Origin of the sequence: Tessaracoccus sp. MC1627 (assembly GCF_014164725.1) — a bacterium.
Taxonomy (GTDB): domain Bacteria; phylum Actinomycetota; class Actinomycetes; order Propionibacteriales; family Propionibacteriaceae; genus Arachnia.
On the sequence record NZ_JACJGA010000002.1, the window covers coordinates 525,488 to 543,380 of the forward strand.

Genomic DNA, 17,893 nt, shown 5'->3' on the forward strand with positions numbered 1-17,893 from the left:
AGCGAGGATCAGGGGCTTGCCGGCCCAGCCTAAGATGGGGCCATGGCGCTCCCACCGTCCTCCAAATACCTCCAACGCGCAGCCGACCCGGTTGACGAGACTGAGCGCGAGTCTCTCACCACCAGGCTGAACTCGGCGTTCGCCGACGGGCGGATCACCCACGACGAGTACGCCGGCTCCATGGATGTCGTCTACGCGGCGCGGACGCTGGGGGACCTGGTCCCCGTCATCGAGCGGCTGCCCGCCGCCGCCACCGAAGTTCCCGCCATCGTCCAGCAGGGCGGTCCTCCGGCCGGCAGGGTGTCAGAACCCCGCAACCTGGTGCCGATCGCCCTCGGTGTGGGAGTCGTCGGCGTGGCGCTGGTGGCCGTCCTGCTTCTCCTTCTGGTGATCACCTTTCTCTGAGCCGCTGCCGCTGGGTTCCCGAGGCCGAGGAGGTCGTTGATGCAGGACTGGTACTCGCAGCACCGCGTCTGGGTCCAGCCGCCGCCGCGCCGCTCGCGTGGGGGCGCAGGCGTCGTGCTCCTGGTTCTGCTTGTGCTCGGGGGAGTGGGCCTGATCGTCGCGGCCGCACTGTTCGGCGCGCTGGTGGGGATGACCTCCCGCGAGCCGCAGATCGTCCTGCCGGACCCATCCTCTGCAGCCCCGGAGCCCACCGAGGCACAGGATCCCGAGACGACGGCGCCGGCCGCGTCGGAGCCCGTGGCGCCCATCCTCGAGCCTGAAACCGTCGGCCTGCCGGCCCGGGAGTGGCCTCCGCTCCCCGGACCCACCTCCGCCCACCCGGACTGGATCACGCTGCAGCAGAGCGCGCTCTACGGCCCCGTCCTGCCCACGCTCGACGGATGTCCGACACCGGCGGCGGTGTTCTCGCTGGAGGAGCTCGAAGGCGCCGCCCGGGCGCAGATGGCCTGTCTCCAGGAGGCGTGGAAGCCCACGCTGGCCTCGCTGGGCTACAGCACCGAGGACATCCCGGTCTTCTTCTACGCAGGCGACCGGGTGGAGACGCCGTGTGGCGAGGTGGTCGCGCCGGCGCTGTACTGCTCGGCGCAGGGGGGCGCCATCTACTTCGGGGAGACCACACTCAACGGCGCCTCCTGGCACGACTTCGGCGTCAAGGACATGGCCGGGCACGAATACGGGCACCACCTCCAGTCAGAGGCGGGCATGTTCATGGCGGAGTACAACGTGGGCGGGGACAACGAGTCGGCTCGCCGACTGGAGCTTCAGGCCACCTGCTTCTCCTACGCGATGATGGCCCACGACCGGTCGTTCGAGATGACCCGCGAGGTGTACGACTCCTTCGAGCCCTATCTGCGGGCGGTCATCGAGGACGGGATCCACGGCTCACAGGACTCGGTGGCCACCTGGGGCATGCGCGGGCTGTACTCCGCCACGCTCGCCAACTGCAACACCTGGACGGCGGACCCCGCCGACGTGGACTGAATGCCTGAGAGCGGCCCGATCACACCTCGGTCAGCCCTGGTCCCGCACCAGGTGTTCGACGTCGCCGCCCGCCGCGATCGCATCGCGGGCTGCGCTGAGGTCATGCTGCCAACCGCGGCACAGCGCACGTGCGGCGTCGAGCGCGGACTGACGGGCGTCGAGGCGCTCGGTGAGTTCGGCCAGCACCTCGAGGGCGGCGCTGATCCGCTGCTCGGGGGTGTCCTCAGCCCTCTTCGCGCCGATGACCTGCTCAATGTCTCGGATCCCGAACCCCGCTTGACGCAGCGCGGTGATGACCTTGACCGCATCGAGATCCACCTGTGCGTAGCGACGGTGTCCTGACTGGTCGCGCTGAGGGCTGAGCAGGCCTTCGGTCTCGTAGTAACGGACGGCCTCGACGCTCAGGCCGACGGCGCGGGCGACGGCGCCGATGCTGAGCGCTTGATCAGGTGCCATGCCACAAGCATGCCGCCGAGAACGGCGAGCCGGAGGAGGTGGTGCAGGATCTCGAACGGCTCGATTCCCGTCAGCCCGATCAGCAGGGGCGCGGCAAGCGCGAGGATCGAACCGACGAGGAAGTTGCGCGAACAACCGCGGACTGCGCCACGTGCGAACAGGGCAGCGGCTCCGAGGAAGATGAGAGCGATCCCCCAGGCGCGGGTGAAGACGGCCACGGCCAGGACCACCTGGAGCAGTGCGGCGGCGGCGTAGAGCGTGCGGACGGTGCCAGTGAGGACGTTCATGTCATCGACGCTAGGACCTGAAGTGCGCTTGAGGTCAAGGCTTGGTCAAGAAACCGCCGTCAGCCGCGGGAAGGGGCGTGGCGGGCACCGGCGTCCGACGCCATCGCGAAGGTGCCCTGCGCCCGACGCACCCCGAGGACCGGATGATCCGGAAGCAGGTCCCGGATGAAGCCGTAGTCCCGAAGGACATAGGAGGCCTTGAGGTCGCCCCCGGCGGCACGGGCGGAGGTGGACCGCCACCAGTCCGCCACGTCGCCCCAGCCGGGCGCCGCGAGCGAGCCTCCGAACTGCCGCACCGCGAGCGAGGACGTCAGCGCAGCGAAGTGCAGGCGGTGCTGCAGCGGCCAACCGGCCAGCGTCCCCAACAGGATCGACGCGGCGAACACGTCTCCGGCGCCGGTGGGGTCGATCGCCGCGACGGGGACCGCCGGGCAGTAGGCCTCCTCGCCGGTTGCCTGGTCGATGGCGAAGGACCCGTGGACGCCGTCGGTCACGACCGCCAGCGGGACCAGTTCCGCGAGCTTGCGGACCGCGTCGGTAGGCCTGTCCGTGCGGGTGTAGTGCATGGCCTCGAGCGCGTTGGGAGTGAAGGCGTGGCAGTCCTCCAGCAGATGAAGGACGGACTGGTCCCAGCGACCGGTCTCGTCGAAGCCCACATCGGCGAAGAGCAGCGTGCCCCGCGCCTTGAGCGTGTGCCACCAGGGCGCCCCCTCCTTCAGGTCCACCGCGGCAGCGCGTGAGGCCGGGGCGGCAAGCAGGTCAGGCTCCAACGACTCGGGGAGGGGGTGCATGTGGGTGACCATGCCCCTGTCGTCGTGAAACGCCATGGACACGGTGAGGGCGGAGTGGAAGTTGGAGAATCGGCGTGACGCGCTGAGATCGATCTTCTCCTGCCCGCTGAGCGTGTCCCACATCCAGTCGCCGTAGGCGTCATCGCCGAATCCCGCCACCAGGCCGGTGCGGAGCCCCAGCCGGGCAGCCGCCGTCGCGAGGTTCGCGATTCCGCCGGGGCAGGAGCCCATGCCCGCGCTGTACAGCTCCTCGCCAGGCTCAGGCAGCCTGGGGAGGCCGGTGAAGATGAGGTCGAAGAAGATCGTGCCGGTGGTGAGCACGTCCAGCGGCGGATCCTCCGGCGTTCGCTGCGCCTCCAGCGGATCCCACGGCGAGCACTCCTCACACACGGTGGCCTCGTCGATCGGGCTGTGATCGTGCTCTGTCATTCCTTGGCCGCCCCTTCCAGCATCCCGGAGATGAAGTAACGCTGAAGGAGGAGGAAGACGATCACGATCGGCGCGGCGATGATCACGCCGGCTGAGGCGATCAGCGCGTAGTCCGCCGTGTACTGGCCCTTGAACACCGCGAGCCCGAGCGGTGCCGTGCGCCACTGGGCGCCGGGGCTCATGACCAGCGGGATGAGGAACTCGTTCCACGTCCACATGAACATCAGGACGGTGACGGTGGCGATCGAGGGCAGCGACGGTGGCACGACGATCCGCCACAGGGTCTGCATGCCGCTGACGCCGTCGATGGCGGCGGCCTCGACCAGGTTGGGCGGCAGGGCCCTGAACTGGGCGCGCATCCAGAAGGTGCCGAACGCGATGGATTGCGCGATCTGGGGGAGCGCGACCGCCCAGATGGTGTCGGTGAGGTTGAGCGATCGCAAGTCGAAGAAGAGCGGGATGACGATGGCCTCTGCCGGCACCATGAGGCCGAGAAGGAACAGGTAGAACAGTGCGGTGGATCCGCGGAACCGCATGGTGCCGAAGGCGTAGCCCGCCAGGATCGACAGGCTCAAGGCGGCGGACACCACCACGACGGCCACCATCAGCGAGCGCGTCAGCGCGCCACCGAACTGGCCGATGTTCCAGGCGTCGACGAGGTTCTCGAAGTGGAGTGCCCCCCCGGTGATGCCGGACTGCGGGCTGAGCGCCGTGACCACGATGGTGAGGATCGGGAGCAGGGCGTAGAGGGAGAAGGCGATGAGGATGATGTAGTTGAGGACCTTCTCCGTGGTCGAGACTCTCATCGCCGCACCACCTTCTCCTCGCCGATCCGCGAGATGGCGACGTTGATGACGAAGACCAGGATGGTGAGAACGATGGCCACGGCTGAGGCGGATCCCACCATCTTGAGATTGAAGGCGCGGTTGTAGACCTCGTAGCTGGGCACCGTCGTGGCGGTGCCCGGCCCGCCGGAGGTGGTCACGTAGACCAGGTCGAAGGTCTTGAGGGCGGCGATGATGGTCAGGACCAGCGCGGTGGTGATCTCGCCGCGCACGCTGGGGAGGGTGATGGCGAAGAACTCGCTCACCGGCCCGGCGCCGTCGAGGCGCGCGGCCTCGAACAGGTCGCCCGGGATGCGTCCCATGCCGGCCAGTAGGAGCAGCATCACGAGCCCGGTCTGCAGCCAGAAGCCGATCATGCCGACGGCGGGGAGGGCGAGATTGGGATCGCCCAGCCATCCGCGGGCGAGGTGCCCGAGCCCGATCGCGGCGAGTCCGTCGTTGAGGATGCCCCGCGGTGAGTAGATCTGATGCCACGCCACCGCCACCACCACCAGCGCGATGACCTGCGGCATGAAGATCGCCACCCTGAAGAAGCCCAGCCCCCGGACCTGGCCGCGGCGGAGGATGGCCGCCAGGACCAGGCCGACGATCAGCGGCAGGATCGAGTAGAAGATGATCAGGATCAGGGCATGCTGGATGGCGGCGAGGAATCGCTCGTCACCCAGCAGGTCAACGTAGTTGCCGAGCCCCACGAAGGTCGAGGGTCCGAACCCGGGCCAGTCGTACAGGGAGAACTGCGCGGCCCTGATCAGGGGGAACAGCATGAACGCGCCGTAGACCAGGAACGCGGGAAGAAGGTAGAGGTACGGCGTCGCCCGGTGACGGACGACGGGCGACGGCCGTCCCCACCCGTTAGCCACCGATGAAGGCCTGGTAGTCCGCCTCGAAGTCCTGCAGCACCTCGGCTGCAGACTTCTGCCCACCCAGCACCTCCTGCAGCCCCTGGCCGGCCGTATCGCTGAACGTCGGGGTCGCGTAGTCCAGGTAGGGCAGCAGGGTGCCGGTGGTCGAGACGGTGTCGAAGGCCTCGTAGATCTCCTTCTGCACGCCGGAGGCGGGAGCCAGCTCCTTGGTGCGGAGCACGGGCATGCCGCCGTTGTCCGCAATGGTCTCCATCGCCGACTCGCTGGTGATGAAGTCGATGTAGGCCGCGGCCGCTGCGGCGTTGGCTGCCTTCGCGGGAATGGAGAACGGGATCCCGGTGCCACCGGTGGTGGCGGGCTTGCCGTCAACGGCGGGCGGAGGAGCCATGAAGTGGAGATCCTCGCCCATGATCGCCTCCATGTCAGTCCCGAGCCACGAGCCGCCCGGCAGGAAAACGCCGGTGCCGGTGGTGAAGTCGTTCCAGGCCGGGTCGTAGTCCAAGCCGTTGGGCGAGGTGCCGAAGTACTGCTTCTCGCCCCACTCCTGGAACTTCTCCATGGCGGCAGTGTTGGGCTCGTCGACCCACGAGGCTCCCTCGTTGCCCATCCCGAGCTTCACGACTTCGACCGGCTCCACGAAGTGGGCCTGGAGGGGGCCGAACACGTGCAGCGCGGGCCACTTCTCGATGTTGCCGAGCGCCATCGGCTGCTCGCCGGCGGCCTTCGCGGCATCGAGGAGCGCGAAGTACTCCTCCCACGTGGTGGGCGCGGCTCCGCCGAGCGCGTCGAGCTTCTTCTGCGAGTAGAAGATCCCGACCACTTCGCCGGTCTGGGGGAGGCCGTACAGGTTGCCCTCGCCGAAGGTCGTGCCGTCGGCGGAGTACCGGACCTTGGACAGGACCGAATCCGAGAAGCGGTCCGCCCACCCGTACTGGTCCGCGTAGGGCGTCAGGTCCAGCAGTTGGCCGGCCTTGACGAACTGGCCCATGTCGCCGCGGGCGTTGTTGACCTGTACCACATCCGGCACGTCGTTGCCCGAGAGCGCCAACGACACCTGGGTCTTCAGGTCGTCGAAGGATTGGCTGGTGCGCTTGATCGTGATGTTGGGGTACTTCTCCTGGAAGGCGGCATTGAGCGCCACCAGGGAGTCGTTCTGGCTGCCGCGGACCTCCTGGTCCCACACCACGAGCTCGATGTCTCCCAGCTGTGCGGGGTCCGTCACCTCGGGCGTGGCAGCGCCGCTCGAGTCCGTGGTGACAGGGGCCTCCCCTGGGGCGCAGGCCGACAACACGGCGGCACTGGCCAGGCCGGCCCCGTAGAGGAAGTAGCGACGGGTGAGTGGGCGAAGCGTCATGAATAGTCCCTCCTCGGACATCGGTATGCAAGATTCTGCCACCATCTGCTCGATGATGATTGGTCCCTAGTAAAGTTGATGCGGAATTGAAACATCGGCGAAGGGCCATGCCATGTTGACGGACGTTCGCCACCACGAGGTGGTCAGCCTCATCCGCCGCAGCGGCGCGCTCTCGGTTCCGGAACTGGCGTCGCGGTTCGGCGTCTCTGAGGCCACCGCTCGGCGTGACCTCGATCAGCTGGCGGCCCGCGGGCTGGTGGAGCGGGTCCGCGGCGGGGCCAGGATTCCGCGCAGTCCCATCCGCCCGGAGGCGGATGCGGCCGCCTTCGAGGTGGTCGCCGCCCGGGAGACACGCGAGAAGCGGGCCATCGCGCGCCGCGCCGCCGCCCTCGTGGCAGACGGGGACGTCGTGGCACTCGACATCGGGACCACGGTATTCGCCATGTGCGAGCACCTCCGTGAGCGGGACCTCACCGTGGTCACGGCCTCCCTGGCGGTGGTGAGGGCGCTGGCAGGAGCGCCCGGCATCGATCTCGTCGTGATGGGCGGGGTGCTGCGGCCCAACTACGAATCGCTGGTGGGTGTGCTCACCGAGTCCTGTCTGCGGCAGGTGCGCGTCGACGTCGCGTTCATGGGCGCCTCAGGGATCCGTCCCGACGGTGCGGTACTGGACTCCACGCCCAGCGAGGTGCCGGTCAAGCGCGCCATGATCGACATCGCCAACCGGGCGTGGCTCCTGGCGGATCACAAGAAGTTCCCCGGCATCGGATTCCTGGAGGTGGTGCCCGTGGCGAGCTTCACCGGCCTCATCACCGACCAACCGCTGACGCCGTCCCAGCTGACCCTCCCCCCCGACTCGTCCCTGGAGGTCCTCACCCCATGAAGCTCGTGATCCTTGGCGGAGGCGGCTTCCGCGTGCCGCTGGTCTACGACGCCGTCGCCACCAACGCGCTGTCCGCCTCGGGACGTCCCGCGGTAGACATCACCGAGGTGGTCCTCCACGACACCTCGGCCTCAAGGCTCGAAGCGATCGGACGGGTGATCGGCGAACGGGCCCGCCAGCTCGTCGATCCACCCAGCCTGCGCGTCACCACGGACCTGCGCGACGCCCTCGTCGGCGCCCACTTCGTCTTCGCCGCCATCCGGGTCGGCGGCGCCGAGGGGCGGATCGCCGACGAGCGGGTCGCCCTCAACCTGGGCCTCCTGGGCCAGGAGACAGTCGGCCCCGGAGGGTTGGCCTACGCGCTGCGCACGGTGCCTGTCATGAGGCAGGTGGCCGAGACCATCGCTGAGGTCGCACCCGAGGCCTGGACCATCAACTTCACCAACCCGGCGGGGATCGTCACCCAGGCGATGCGCACGGTCCTCGGCGACCGCGTCGTGGGGATCTGCGACACCCCCATCGGCCTGGTGCGGCGCGTGTCGCGGCTGCTCGGGGTCTCCCTCGAGCACGACCGCGATCGCGTCGACTACGACTACGTGGGCCTCAACCACCTCGGCTGGCTGAGGTCGGTGAGCGTGGACGGCGTGGACCTGCTCCCAGGCCTCCTCGCCTCGGACGACGCGCTGGAGCACGTCGAGGAGGCGCGGCTCCTGGAGAAGCCGTGGGTCAGGGCGATGGGCGCGCTGCCCAACGAATACCTCTACTACTACTGGAAGACCGACGAGGCGATCCGCAACATCCGTCGCGCGGCGCAGACGCGCGGCCAGTACCTGGGCGACCAGCAGGGCCGCTTCTACGATGCGGTCGCCTGCTGCGAGTCGCCGCTAGGGCTCTGGCACGATGCCCTCCACGAACGCGAGGCCACCTACATGGCCGAGGCCCGCGAGGGCGACGAGGCCCGCAACGACGAGGATGTCGCCGGTGGCGGTTACCAGGAGGTGGCGCTGCGGCTCATGACCGCGCTGGCCACCGGAGCTCCGGAACGCATGATCCTCGACGTGGGCAACCGGAGCTCAGCCAGGCGGATCGTGCCGGAGCTGCCCGACGACGTCGTGGTGGAGGTGGGCTGCCTCGCGGACGGGACGGGGGTTCACCCGCAGCCGGTCGCGCCGTTGACGCTGCAGCAGTTGGGTCAGATGAGCACCCTCCGGGCCGCCGAGCAGGCGATCGCCGAGGCGGCGCTCACGGGCAACCGCGAGAAGGCGTGGGAGGGCTTCTCCATCCATCCCCTGGTGGCCTCGCCGCGCCTGGGCAAGGAGCTGCTCGACGGCTACGCGGCTGCCCATCCGTCGATCGCCGAGTTGTTCCAGCGCTGAATTCTCCCCTGGATCAGGCCAGCGAACCGAGGACCGGGTTCCATTCCTCGATCGAGCGCTCGGCGATCAGGTTCGCCGCCCAGAAGGGGTCGCGGTCCAGGAGGTCCTCGACTTCGGCGGCGGAATCGGCGGTGAAGATCAGCAGTGCCCCAGGGAGGTCGCTTCCCACATATGGACCGCTTGTCACCAGCGTGTCGTCCAGCAGGGACGTGAGGTAGGCGCGATGGTGGGGGCGCTCGGCGTCGAGGGCCCGCGGGTCGTCTGTGTAGGTGTACTGGACCACGAAGTAGCTCATGGCCCCAGGCTAGCCCCACGGGTGGGGTCAGTGTTTGGCCTTGCCGGGCGGGGCAGCGTAGAATAGCCGATTGGTACTAACCGGCGCGCAGTGGGCGGGCCGGGGCAACGAGAGAGAATACATGGCGAAGAAAGAAGGAGCCCTCGAGCTCGAGGGCACCGTGGTCGAGGCCCTGCCCAACGCGATGTTCCGCGTGGAGTTGGCCAACGGACACAAGGTCCTCACGACCATCAGCGGCAAGATGCGCCAGCACTACATCCGCATCCTCCCCGCGGACCGCGTCGTGGTGGAGCTGTCTCCCTACGACCTGACGCGCGGACGCATCGTCTACCGTCACAAGTGAGCGCGGCACACCCGTCGCACGCCACAGAGAAGGGCCTCGCCGATCGACGGCGGGGGCCCTTTTTGCTTTTCCCGTCGCGCCACCGCCACCCCAGCCCAGGGGAGCCTCCTCGTTTTGGCAACTCGAGCCCTCGTCACGTAGAGTGGTGCGTCGGTCGTCTATGACCGGACATGTCTGCATGCCCGGCATGTCGATCAAGCTATCCACCACAAGATTGGGCGCGTCCGCGCTCCCAGTCGCCGATTGAAAAGGTTGCTCGAATGAAGGTTCAGCCGAGCGTCAAGAAGATCTGCGACAAGTGCAAGGTCATCCGCCGGCACGGTCGTGTGATGGTGATCTGCGAAAACCCTCGCCACAAGCAGCGGCAGGGCTGACCCGGGGCCACTGGCCCCTGGCATGCAGAACACCGCGGGACGGGTCGATCGCCCACTCCGCCGACAACTGAAAGCAACGTGAACGCAAGGACCCCTCTCGGGGTCCCCACCCCTGGGCGAAGGCCAGGGCCCCGTCGGTGCATGAGTGCACCACAGGCGGCGGGGACGCTTCACGCCACACACCTTCGCGGTCCGCGACCGGGCTCCTCATCGAGTCAGGATCGACATGTTTGAGAAAGGTAACCGCCTGATGGCACGCCTCGTTGGTGTTGACCTCCCGCGCGAAAAGCGTCTGGAAGTCGCACTCACCTACATCTTCGGCGTCGGGAAGACCCGCGCCGCCGAGACCCTCTCCGCCACTGGTATCAGCGGAGATGTCCGAGTCCACCAGCTCACGGAGGACCAGCTCGTCGCCCTGCGCGACCACATCGAAGGCAAGTACGAGATCGAGGGCGACCTCCGCCGTACGGTTGCCGCCGACATCCGCCGCAAGGTTGAGATCGGTAACTACCAGGGCCGTCGCCACCGCAGTGGTCTGCCGGTTCGTGGTCAGCGCACGCGCACCAATGCGCGCACCCGCAAGGGCAAGAAGAAGGCCGTCGCTGGCAAGAAGAAGGCGCGCTAACCCGCGCCCCTCTGCAGGACTTAGGAGAAGGACTCAATGGCTACTGCAAGCCGCAAGGCGGCCGCCACCAAAACCAAGGTGCGCCGCAAGGAAAAGAAGAACGTGCTCGCCGGTCAGGCGCATATCAAGAGCACCTTCAACAACACCATCATCTCGATCACCGATCCCACCGGGGCTGTGATTGCGTGGGCCTCAGCCGGAACCGTCGGCTTCAAGGGCTCCCGCAAGTCGACGCCGTTCGCTGCGCAGATGGCCGCCGAGGCCGCTGGCCGTCGTGCCATGGAGCACGGCATGAAGCGCATCGACGTGTTCGTCAAGGGCCCCGGCTCCGGCCGTGAGACCGCGATCCGCTCCCTGGGGGCCGTCGGCCTCGAGGTCGGCGCCATCTCGGACGTGACCCCGACGCCGCACAACGGCTGCCGCCCGCCCAAGCGCCGTCGCGTCTGATCGCCCGAGAGAAAAGGACTAGAAGAAAATGGCTCGTTACACCGGCCCTTTGACCAAGAAGTCTCGTCGTCTCGGGACAGACCTGGTTGGCAACGACAAGGCCTTCGAGCGCCGTCCGTACCCCCCGGGTGTGCACGGTCGCGGCCGCACGAAGGATTCCGAGTACTCGCTGCAGCTCAAGGAGAAGCAGAAGGCGCGCTACGCCTACGGCGTCCTGGAGAAGCAGTTCCGCCGCTACTACCAGGAAGCTGATCGTCACCCGGGTAAGACCGGTGACCGTCTGCTGCAGATCCTCGAGTCGCGCCTGGACAACGTGGTTTACCGCGCAGGCTTCGCCACCACCCGTCGGCAGGCCCGCCAGCTCGTGGTCCACGGCCACTTCCTGGTCAACGGTCAGCGCGTGAACATCCCGTCGTACCGCGTCCGCGCGCACGACATCATCGACGTCGCGGAGAAGTCGCTGACCATGGCCCCGTTGGTCATCGCCCGCGAGACCCACGGCGACCGCGCGGTCCCCGCGTGGCTCGAGGCCCGTCCCAACCGGATGCGGATCCTCGTGCACCAGCTCCCCGTCCGCGAGCAGATCGTCGTGGATGTCCAGGAGCAGATGATCGTCGAGCTCTACTCGAAGTAATGCTGAAGGGCCGGCCGGGAGTTCCGGTCGGCCCGTATCACCCTCAGGCCTCGCGGCCGCATTCGCACCATCAGATATCGGTTGGTGCGGGAAGGAACACCCATGCTTATCGCACAGCGCCCCAGCCTCTCCGAGGACGTCGTCTCCGAGTTCCGTTCACGGTTCATGATCGAACCGCTGGAGCCCGGCTTCGGCTACACGCTCGGCAACTCACTGCGCCGTACCCTGCTGTCCTCGATCCCTGGCGCCGCGGTGACCAGCATCAAGGTGGAGGGCAACCAGCACGAGTTCTCCACCCTTGAGGGCGTCGTCGAAGACGTCACCGAGATCATCCTCAACCTGAAGAGCCTCGTGCTCTCCTCCGAGGAGGACGAGCCGGTGGTCATGTACCTCCGGAAGGCCGGCGCAGGCACCGTCACCGCTGGTGACATCCAGCCCCCCGCGGGCGTCGAGATCCACAACCCGGAGCTGCACATCGCCACGCTCAACGACAACGGGAAGATCGAGATGGAGCTGGTGGTCGAGCGAGGCCGCGGCTACGTGTCCAGCGTGCAGAACAAGAACCCCGACGCCGAGATCAGCCGGATCCCCGTGGATTCGATCTACTCGCCGGTCCTGAAGGTGACCTACAAGGTGGAGGCCACCCGCGTGGCCCAGCGCACCGACTTCGATCGCCTCATCATCGACGTGGAGACCAAGCCATCGATCGCCCCCCGCGATGCCATGGCCTCGGCCGGCCGCACCCTGGTGGAGCTCTTCGGCCTCGCCCGGGAGCTCAACGCAGATGCCGAGGGCATCGAGATCGGCCCGTCGCCCGTCGACGAGCAGATCGCCGAGTCGCTCAACCTCCCCGTCGAGGATCTTGAGCTGTCGGTGCGTTCCTACAACTGCCTCAAGCGCGAGGGCATCCACACCGTGGGCGAGCTCGTGGCCCGCAGCGAAGAGGACCTGCTCGACATCCGCAACTTCGGATCGAAGTCCATCGACGAGGTCAAGGAGACGCTGGCCGGTCTGGGTCTCGCGCTGCGTGACTCGCACCCCGGCTTCGACCCGTTGCAGGCCATCGAGCGCTACGACGAGGACAACGACGAGGACGCTGACTTCGCCGAGACCGAGCAGTACTGACCGCCCACTAGTTCTGGAGAATAGACATGCCCAAGCCAACCAAGGGCGCTCGTCTGGGCGGCAGCCCGGCCCACGAGCGCCTCATCCTGCGCAACCTCGCCACCCAGCTCTTCGAGCATGGAAGCATCACCACCACCGAGACGCGTGCCCGGCGCGTCCAGCCGCTGGCTGAGAAGCTGCTGACGAAGGCCAAGCGGGGGGACCTGCACGCGCGTCGCCTCGTGCTCACCTCCGTCACGGACAAGGACGTCGTGCGTCGCCTGTTCGAGGAGATCGCGCCGTCGCTCGAGGGTCGTGAAGGCGGGTACACCCGCATCACGAAGATCGGCAACCGCAAGGGCGACAACGCCCCGCTCGCGGTGATCGAGATCATCACCGAGCCCGTCGTGTCGAAGCCGAAGGCCGCGAAGAAGGCCGACAAGGTCGAGGAGACCCCGGTCGTCGACGAGGCCCCGGTCGTCGAGGAGTCCGCTGCCGACGAGACTGTGGAGGCTGACCTCGTCGACGAGGCCCCGGCCGCCGCTGACGAGGCTGACGAGGCTGAGGTCGAGGAGACCGACGCCAAGTAGCACGCACACTACAGAGAGGGGGCCTTCGAGGGCCCCCTCTTTGCGTTCCCGGACACCACTGGTGGGCCCGGTTTCGGTGGCGACGCCCGTCGTAGATAAGGTTGGGCGACGCCGAAGGAGGAGACTGTGATGACGCGACGCGAAGTGTGGGCTGTTGCTCTGGCCGGTGCACTGCTGGTGGCCGGGTGCGGAACAGGCGCCACCGCCCCAGGGGGCTCCGAGGCCGCGCCCGGAGACGGCGGTTCCGGCGCCCCCGAGAAGGCGACCGTGTCGATCGGGGCGGTGACCATCGTGTCCCACCCGTCACTGGACGCAGTGTTCGAGGGCATCAGGGAGGGCCTGGCGCAGGCCGGCTACGTGGAGGGCGAGAACCTGACGCTCGAGTTCCAGAACCCGCAGGGGGACCAGGCGACGCTCACCAGCATCGCCAACACCTACGCAGCCTCGGACCACGACCTGTTCGTCGCGCTGGCCACGCCGCCGGCGCAGGCCCTGGCACAAGTGGTCCAGGACAGGCCCATCGTGTTCGCCTCTGTGACGGACCCCGTTGCCGCGGGGCTCGTCGAATCCATGGACAACCCCGGCGGCAACGTGACCGGAACCAGCGACCAGCTGCCCACCGACGAACAGCTCACCGTCATCCAGCGCATCATGCCGGAGGTGAAGACCGTCGGGATCGTCTACTCGTCGGCCGAAGTCAACGCCCAGGTGCAGGCGGAGGCCGCCATCGAGGCCGGCGCCGAGCTGGGCATCGAGGTCAAGACAGCCACCATCACCAACTCCTCCGAGGTGCAGCAGGCCGCGGAGTCTCTGGACGTCGACGCCTACTTCGTGCTGGTGGACAACACGGTGGTCTCGGCGATGGAATCCATGATCCAGGTGGCGGAGCAGCGCCAGCGCCTCCTCGTCACCTCCGATCCTGATTCCGTGGAGCGGGGCGCCGCCGCGGCGCTGGCCACCGACTACAAGGCCCAGGGTCTGCAGACCGCGGCCATGATCGCCCGCATCATCGAGGGCGCTGACCCCGCCGAGACGCCCGTGGAGCTGGCGGAGGCGCTCGATCTTGTGATCAACCCGGCGGCCGCGGAGCGGATGGGCGTCACCATCCCGGACGACGTGGCTGAAGACGCGGCCACCACCTACTGATGTGGACGGGCTCGTTGCGACCCCCGCCCTGAAACTACGCTGAGCCATCAGCGAGACACCGAATCAGCGGAACCCCTTCTAGGAGAATCATGAAGCTCAAGGCCCTCGCGATCGGCGCAGCCAGCGCCCTCGCACTCACCGCCTGCGGCGGCACCACCAGCCCCGCCACCAGCCCCGCCGAGTCCACCGTCGCCGCCTCAAGCTCGGCCGCCGAGTCCCAGGCTGCGCCCGAGTCGATCAGCGTCGGCATCGCCACGATCGTGTCCCACCCCGCGCTCGACGCCGCCCAGCAGGGCTTCATCGACGCGCTGGCCGAGGCCGGCTACGTGGAAGGCGAGAACGCGGAGTTCGACCTCCAGAACGCCCAGGGCGACCAGTCCACGCTCACCAACATCGCCAACACGTTCGCCTCGTCGGACTACGACGGCTTCCTCGCCATCGCTACGCCCACGGCGCAGTCGCTGGCCAACGTCATCACGGACCGCCCCATCGTGTTCGCGGCCGTCACCGACCCGGTTGAGGCCGGGCTGGTGTCGTCGTGGGACGCCCCGGACGCCAATATCACGGGCGTCTCGGACCTCAACCCGATGAAGGAGCAGCTCGAGCTGATCAAGGAGGCGCTGCCCGAGGTGGCGACCGTCGGCATCGTCTACTCCTCCGGCGAGGTCAACTCCGAGGTCCAGGTCACGGAGGCCGAGGAGGCCGCCGGCGAGATGGGCATCGAGATCGTGTCGGCCACCGTCACGAACTCGTCTGAGGTCCAGCAGGCCGCCGAGTCCCTCGACGTCGACGCCTACCTCATCCCCACCGACAACACCGTGGTCTCCGCCGCAGAGTCGCTCATCCAGGTCGCCGAACAGAAGCAGAAGCCCGTGTTCGCCTCGGACGAGTCGACGATGGAGCGCGGCGCGGCCGCCGGCCTGTCGGTGAACTACACCCAGCAGGGCAAGGACGCCGCAGCGGTGTTCCTCAAGCTGCTGGAGGGCACCCCGGCCTCCGAGATCGCGGTGGAGACGCAGAAGGAGTTCGACCTCTTCGTCAACGTGGAGGGCGCCGCGAAGCAGGGCCTGACGCTGCCCGAGGCCATCGTCTCCCGCGCCACCAAGCAGTTCTGACCGACGAGTAGACACACACCATGATCATCGCGCTCGAGATCGGACTCCTCTACGCCGTCATGGCGCTGGGGGTGTATCTCACCTACCGGGTCCTGGACTTCCCGGACCTCACGGTGGATGGCTCCTTCACGACGGGGGCGGCCACCTGCGCCATCCTCATCGTGAACGGGGCCCCGATCCCGCTCGCGATGGTGGCCGGGGTGGTGGCCGGCATGATCGCCGGCGCCGTTACCGGCCTGCTGCACGTGTGGGGTGGGATCAACCCGCTGTTGGCGGGCATCCTGACCCAGATCGCCCTGTATTCGATCAACCTGCGGATCATGGGCAACAAGGCCAACGTCCCGCTGCTGCGCCAGGAGACGCTGTTCTCCGGCCTGCGGGCGGACAAGGTGCTGGGCACCTGGACGTCGGTGGGCCTCTTCGCGGTCGTGGTGATCGTGATCGGCGTGCTGGTGTACTGGTTCCTCGGCACCAGCTACGGCGTCGGGATGCGCGCCACGGGCGACAACGAGCTGATGGCCCAGTCGCAGGGCATCAACACCGGGTCCACCAAGATCGTCGGCCTCATGATCTCCAACGGCCTGGTGGCGCTCTGCGGGACGCTCGTGGCCCAGTATCAGGGCTTCTCCGACATCTCCATGGGCATCGGCCTCATCGTCGCCGGGCTGGCGTCGGTGATCGTGGGCCAGGCGATCTTCGGACTGACCTCGGTGTGGCAGGCCGTCATGGCCGCCGCGCTCGGCTCCGTGATCTACCGTGGCGTCATCCAGGTGGCGCTCAGCAACGGGTTCAACCCCAACGACATGAAACTCGTCTCCGCGGTGCTCGTCGTCCTCGCCCTCGTCCTGCCTGCGTGGGACCCGATCCGGAGGCTGCGCTCGCAGCGCAGGCGCGCCAAGGCGATCACCGAAGGGGCGGCTGCCTGATGCTCAAGCTCGTCAACGTCACCAAGCGGTTCTTCCCCGGTACCGTCAACGAGCGGCTCGCGCTCGACAGCCTGACCCTCACCCTGCACGAGGGCGACTTCGTCACGGTCATCGGCTCCAACGGCGCCGGCAAGTCCACGATGCTCAACGTGGTGGCGGGTCGCTATCTCGCCGAGGGCGGACAGGTGCTGATCGACGAACGCGAGGTCACGAGGATGCCCGAGCACCGCCGCGCGAAGTGGGTGGCGCGCGTGTTCCAGGACCCCATGGCCGGGACATCGCCGCACCTCACCATCGAGGAGAACCTGTCCATCGCCTTCGAGCGCGGCAAGCGCCGGGGCCTGGGGATGGCGGTCACCAAGCCGAAGCGGGCGCTGTACCGCGAGGCGCTGGCCACGCTGGAACTCGGCCTGGAGGACCGGCTCCAGATGCGCGTGGGCATGCTGTCGGGCGGTCAGAGGCAGGCGCTCAGCCTGCTCATGGCCACCTATGCCCAGCCGTCGATCCTGTTGCTCGACGAGCACACCGCGGCCCTGGACCCGTCGCGGGCGGAGCTGATCACCCGGCTGACCGGGGAGGCCGTCGCCCGCCACCGCCTCACCACCCTCATGGTCACCCACAACATGCACCAGGCCATCGAGCTGGGCAACCGGCTCATCATGATGCACGAGGGCAAGGTGGTCCTCGAGGTCGACGAGGCGGCCAAGAAGCACATCACCGCCGAGCACCTGCTGGAGGAGTTCTCGAAGATCAAGGGAGCCAGCCTGGCGGACCGCACCCTCCTCGACTGACTCGATCACGTTGAAGGGCCCCGGGGAATCCCCGGGGCCCTTCAACGTGTCGGCGTCGGATCAGGCGAGGGCGGCCGAGGCGGCCTTGGCCTTCGTGAAGCGCTCGGCGACGTCGGCCCAGTTGACCACGTTCCACCAGGCGTTGACGTAATCGCCCTTGACGTTCTTGTACTGCAGGTAGAAGGCGTGCTCCCACATGTCGAGCTGCAGCAGCGGGATCTGGCCGGCCGGCAGGTTGCCCTGCTGATCGAACAGCTGGTTGATGTTCATCCGCTGGCCCAGGGTGTCCCACACGAGCATCGACCAGCCGGAGCCCTGGATGCCGTTGGCCACGGCGTTGAAATGCTTCTGGAAGCCTTCGAAGCCGCCGAAGTACTCGTCGATCGCCGAGGCGAGCTCGCCGTCGGGGCGGTCCCCGCCGTCGGGGGACATGTTCTTCCAGAACACGGAGTGGTTGATGTGCCCGCCGAGGTGGAAGGCGGCGTCCTTGCTCAGCTTGTTGACGGCGCCCAGGTCGCCCTTCTCGCGCGCGGCGGCGAGCTGCTCGAGCGCGTCGTTGATGCCCTTGACGTAGGCGGCATGGTGCTTGCTGTGGTGCAGCTCCATGATCTCGGGGGCGATGTGGGGCGCAAGCGCGCTGTAGTCGTAGTCGAGGTCGGGGAGGGTGTAGGTCATGCTCACTCCTTGTGGAAAGACTCGCGCCCGGGGGCGCGCTGACTCTCCCATCCTAGGGGCGAAAAATAGTTCGTGCTTCAACTATGGCGCTTCGAGAC

Annotated in this window: 23 protein-coding genes; 15 read left to right on the forward strand and 8 right to left on the reverse strand. The window is 67.8% G+C overall.

Annotated elements, in window-relative coordinates; translation table 11 throughout:
* The first annotated feature begins 42 nt into the window (after window positions 1-42).
* The gene (locus H5399_RS07590) at window positions 43-405 is read left to right on the forward strand and encodes a DUF1707 domain-containing protein (RefSeq protein ID WP_182782395.1); all 363 of its coding nucleotides are present in this window, start codon (window positions 43-45) and stop codon (window positions 403-405) included.
* A gap of 39 nt (window positions 406-444) precedes the next feature.
* Window positions 445-1,446, forward strand: coding sequence for a hypothetical protein (locus H5399_RS07595; protein ID WP_182782396.1), 1,002 nt, complete (start codon window positions 445-447; stop codon window positions 1,444-1,446).
* 30 nt (window positions 1,447-1,476) lie between these two features.
* On the opposite strand, the gene H5399_RS07600 is transcribed toward H5399_RS07595, so the two are convergent.
* The 6 genes from H5399_RS07600 to H5399_RS07625 are packed head-to-tail and all read right to left on the reverse strand — an operon-like array spanning window position 1,477 to window position 6,471.
* Window positions 1,477-1,902 carry a MerR family transcriptional regulator gene (locus H5399_RS07600; RefSeq protein WP_182782397.1) on the reverse strand — a complete coding sequence of 142 codons (426 nt, stop codon included), beginning with the start codon at window positions 1,900-1,902 and terminating at the stop codon, window positions 1,477-1,479.
* Entirely contained in the window at window positions 1,848-2,189 is a 342-nt protein-coding gene (locus H5399_RS07605) for a hypothetical protein (protein ID WP_182782398.1), read from the reverse strand. Before H5399_RS07605 ends, H5399_RS07600 begins: the two co-directional genes overlap by 55 nt.
* Before the next feature lie 59 nt (window positions 2,190-2,248).
* On the reverse strand, window positions 2,249-3,409 hold the full coding sequence (locus tag H5399_RS07610) for a carbohydrate kinase family protein (protein ID WP_182782399.1): 1,161 nt from the start codon (window positions 3,407-3,409) through the stop codon (window positions 2,249-2,251).
* The gene (locus H5399_RS07615) at window positions 3,406-4,215 is read right to left on the reverse strand and encodes a carbohydrate ABC transporter permease (protein ID WP_182782400.1); all 810 of its coding nucleotides are present in this window, start codon (window positions 4,213-4,215) and stop codon (window positions 3,406-3,408) included. Before H5399_RS07615 ends, H5399_RS07610 begins: the two co-directional genes overlap by 4 nt.
* Window positions 4,212-5,114 (reverse strand): carbohydrate ABC transporter permease, encoded by a 903-nt coding sequence (locus tag H5399_RS07620; RefSeq protein ID WP_370585711.1) that lies wholly within the window; start codon window positions 5,112-5,114, stop codon window positions 4,212-4,214. Before H5399_RS07620 ends, H5399_RS07615 begins: the two co-directional genes overlap by 4 nt.
* Window positions 5,107-6,471: an extracellular solute-binding protein gene (locus tag H5399_RS07625; RefSeq protein WP_220490880.1), complete on the reverse strand. Its 1,365-nt coding sequence runs from the start codon at window positions 6,469-6,471 to the stop codon at window positions 5,107-5,109. Before H5399_RS07625 ends, H5399_RS07620 begins: the two co-directional genes overlap by 8 nt.
* A 112-nt stretch (window positions 6,472-6,583) precedes the next feature.
* Between H5399_RS07625 and H5399_RS07630 the strand changes: the two genes are divergently transcribed.
* Both H5399_RS07630 and H5399_RS07635 read left to right on the forward strand, forming a co-directional pair.
* The gene (locus tag H5399_RS07630) at window positions 6,584-7,354 is read left to right on the forward strand and encodes a DeoR/GlpR family DNA-binding transcription regulator (protein ID WP_182782402.1); all 771 of its coding nucleotides are present in this window, start codon (window positions 6,584-6,586) and stop codon (window positions 7,352-7,354) included.
* Window positions 7,351-8,730, forward strand: a complete 1,380-nt coding sequence (locus tag H5399_RS07635) for a 6-phospho-beta-glucosidase (RefSeq protein WP_182782403.1) — start codon at window positions 7,351-7,353, stop codon at window positions 8,728-8,730. The genes H5399_RS07630 and H5399_RS07635 overlap by 4 nt, the downstream gene beginning before the upstream one ends.
* Window positions 8,731-8,743: 13 nt before the next feature.
* On the opposite strand, the gene H5399_RS07640 is transcribed toward H5399_RS07635, so the two are convergent.
* On the reverse strand, window positions 8,744-9,025 hold the full coding sequence (locus H5399_RS07640; protein ID WP_182782404.1) for a YciI family protein: 282 nt from the start codon (window positions 9,023-9,025) through the stop codon (window positions 8,744-8,746).
* A 121-nt stretch (window positions 9,026-9,146) separates the two neighbouring features.
* Between H5399_RS07640 and infA the strand changes: the two genes are divergently transcribed.
* The 11 genes from infA to H5399_RS07695 all read left to right on the forward strand — a co-directional run bounded on the left by infA (window position 9,147) and on the right by H5399_RS07695 (window position 17,120).
* On the forward strand, window positions 9,147-9,368 hold the full coding sequence (infA, locus tag H5399_RS07645) for a translation initiation factor IF-1 (RefSeq protein ID WP_068749455.1): 222 nt from the start codon (window positions 9,147-9,149) through the stop codon (window positions 9,366-9,368).
* 260 nt (window positions 9,369-9,628) lie between these two features.
* Complete coding sequence (gene rpmJ / locus H5399_RS07650; RefSeq protein WP_020575560.1) at window positions 9,629-9,742, forward strand: 50S ribosomal protein L36; 114 nt, start codon at window positions 9,629-9,631, stop codon at window positions 9,740-9,742.
* Window positions 9,743-9,992: 250 nt separating this feature from the next.
* A complete protein-coding gene (gene rpsM, locus H5399_RS07655) occupies window positions 9,993-10,367 on the forward strand; it encodes a 30S ribosomal protein S13 (protein ID WP_182782405.1) in 375 nt (124 codons plus the stop codon).
* A 36-nt stretch (window positions 10,368-10,403) separates the two neighbouring features.
* Window positions 10,404-10,814, forward strand: a complete 411-nt coding sequence (gene rpsK, locus H5399_RS07660; RefSeq protein WP_182782406.1) for a 30S ribosomal protein S11 — start codon at window positions 10,404-10,406, stop codon at window positions 10,812-10,814.
* A gap of 28 nt (window positions 10,815-10,842) precedes the next feature.
* Entirely contained in the window at window positions 10,843-11,448 is a 606-nt protein-coding gene (gene rpsD, locus H5399_RS07665; RefSeq protein ID WP_182782407.1) for a 30S ribosomal protein S4, read from the forward strand.
* A 102-nt stretch (window positions 11,449-11,550) separates the two neighbouring features.
* Complete coding sequence (locus H5399_RS07670; protein WP_182782408.1) at window positions 11,551-12,573, forward strand: DNA-directed RNA polymerase subunit alpha; 1,023 nt, start codon at window positions 11,551-11,553, stop codon at window positions 12,571-12,573.
* Window positions 12,574-12,599: 26 nt separating this feature from the next.
* Window positions 12,600-13,142, forward strand: coding sequence for a 50S ribosomal protein L17 (gene rplQ / locus H5399_RS07675; protein WP_182782409.1), 543 nt, complete (start codon window positions 12,600-12,602; stop codon window positions 13,140-13,142).
* Between the two features lie 129 nt (window positions 13,143-13,271).
* A complete protein-coding gene (locus H5399_RS07680) occupies window positions 13,272-14,288 on the forward strand; it encodes an ABC transporter substrate-binding protein (RefSeq protein ID WP_182782410.1) in 1,017 nt (338 codons plus the stop codon).
* Window positions 14,289-14,377: 89 nt separating this feature from the next.
* Window positions 14,378-15,403, forward strand: coding sequence for an ABC transporter substrate-binding protein (locus H5399_RS07685; RefSeq protein ID WP_182782411.1), 1,026 nt, complete (start codon window positions 14,378-14,380; stop codon window positions 15,401-15,403).
* A gap of 20 nt (window positions 15,404-15,423) precedes the next feature.
* Window positions 15,424-16,329, forward strand: a complete 906-nt coding sequence (locus H5399_RS07690; protein WP_182782412.1) for an ABC transporter permease — start codon at window positions 15,424-15,426, stop codon at window positions 16,327-16,329.
* The gene (locus tag H5399_RS07695; protein ID WP_182782413.1) at window positions 16,329-17,120 is read left to right on the forward strand and encodes an ABC transporter ATP-binding protein; all 792 of its coding nucleotides are present in this window, start codon (window positions 16,329-16,331) and stop codon (window positions 17,118-17,120) included. The genes H5399_RS07690 and H5399_RS07695 overlap by 1 nt, the downstream gene beginning before the upstream one ends.
* Before the next feature lie 60 nt (window positions 17,121-17,180).
* On the opposite strand, the gene H5399_RS07700 is transcribed toward H5399_RS07695, so the two are convergent.
* Complete coding sequence (locus H5399_RS07700) at window positions 17,181-17,795, reverse strand: superoxide dismutase (protein ID WP_182782414.1); 615 nt, start codon at window positions 17,793-17,795, stop codon at window positions 17,181-17,183.
* Window positions 17,796-17,893 lie beyond the last annotated feature (98 nt).

Bases quoted from the DNA above. Each gene is read 5' to 3' on its own strand.
- H5399_RS07590 (WP_182782395.1), top strand. From the start codon at position 43: ATGGCGCTCCCACCGTCCTCCAAATACCTCCAACGCGCAGCCGACCCG.
- H5399_RS07595 (WP_182782396.1), top strand. From the start codon at position 445: ATGCAGGACTGGTACTCGCAGCACCGCGTCTGGGTCCAGCCGCCGCCG.
- H5399_RS07600 (WP_182782397.1), bottom strand. From the start codon at position 1,902: ATGGCACCTGATCAAGCGCTCAGCATCGGCGCCGTCGCCCGCGCCGTC.
- H5399_RS07605 (WP_182782398.1), bottom strand. From the start codon at position 2,189: ATGAACGTCCTCACTGGCACCGTCCGCACGCTCTACGCCGCCGCCGCA.
- H5399_RS07610 (WP_182782399.1), bottom strand. From the start codon at position 3,409: ATGACAGAGCACGATCACAGCCCGATCGACGAGGCCACCGTGTGTGAG.
- H5399_RS07615 (WP_182782400.1), bottom strand. From the start codon at position 4,215: ATGAGAGTCTCGACCACGGAGAAGGTCCTCAACTACATCATCCTCATC.
- H5399_RS07625 (WP_220490880.1), bottom strand. From the start codon at position 6,471: ATGACGCTTCGCCCACTCACCCGTCGCTACTTCCTCTACGGGGCCGGC.
- H5399_RS07630 (WP_182782402.1), top strand. From the start codon at position 6,584: ATGTTGACGGACGTTCGCCACCACGAGGTGGTCAGCCTCATCCGCCGC.
- H5399_RS07635 (WP_182782403.1), top strand. From the start codon at position 7,351: ATGAAGCTCGTGATCCTTGGCGGAGGCGGCTTCCGCGTGCCGCTGGTC.
- H5399_RS07640 (WP_182782404.1), bottom strand. From the start codon at position 9,025: ATGAGCTACTTCGTGGTCCAGTACACCTACACAGACGACCCGCGGGCC.
- infA (WP_068749455.1), top strand. From the start codon at position 9,147: ATGGCGAAGAAAGAAGGAGCCCTCGAGCTCGAGGGCACCGTGGTCGAG.
- rpmJ (WP_020575560.1), top strand. From the start codon at position 9,629: ATGAAGGTTCAGCCGAGCGTCAAGAAGATCTGCGACAAGTGCAAGGTC.
- rpsM (WP_182782405.1), top strand. From the start codon at position 9,993: ATGGCACGCCTCGTTGGTGTTGACCTCCCGCGCGAAAAGCGTCTGGAA.
- rpsK (WP_182782406.1), top strand. From the start codon at position 10,404: ATGGCTACTGCAAGCCGCAAGGCGGCCGCCACCAAAACCAAGGTGCGC.
- rpsD (WP_182782407.1), top strand. From the start codon at position 10,843: ATGGCTCGTTACACCGGCCCTTTGACCAAGAAGTCTCGTCGTCTCGGG.
- H5399_RS07670 (WP_182782408.1), top strand. From the start codon at position 11,551: ATGCTTATCGCACAGCGCCCCAGCCTCTCCGAGGACGTCGTCTCCGAG.
- rplQ (WP_182782409.1), top strand. From the start codon at position 12,600: ATGCCCAAGCCAACCAAGGGCGCTCGTCTGGGCGGCAGCCCGGCCCAC.
- H5399_RS07680 (WP_182782410.1), top strand. From the start codon at position 13,272: ATGACGCGACGCGAAGTGTGGGCTGTTGCTCTGGCCGGTGCACTGCTG.
- H5399_RS07685 (WP_182782411.1), top strand. From the start codon at position 14,378: ATGAAGCTCAAGGCCCTCGCGATCGGCGCAGCCAGCGCCCTCGCACTC.
- H5399_RS07690 (WP_182782412.1), top strand. From the start codon at position 15,424: ATGATCATCGCGCTCGAGATCGGACTCCTCTACGCCGTCATGGCGCTG.
- H5399_RS07695 (WP_182782413.1), top strand. From the start codon at position 16,329: ATGCTCAAGCTCGTCAACGTCACCAAGCGGTTCTTCCCCGGTACCGTC.
- H5399_RS07700 (WP_182782414.1), bottom strand. From the start codon at position 17,795: ATGACCTACACCCTCCCCGACCTCGACTACGACTACAGCGCGCTTGCG.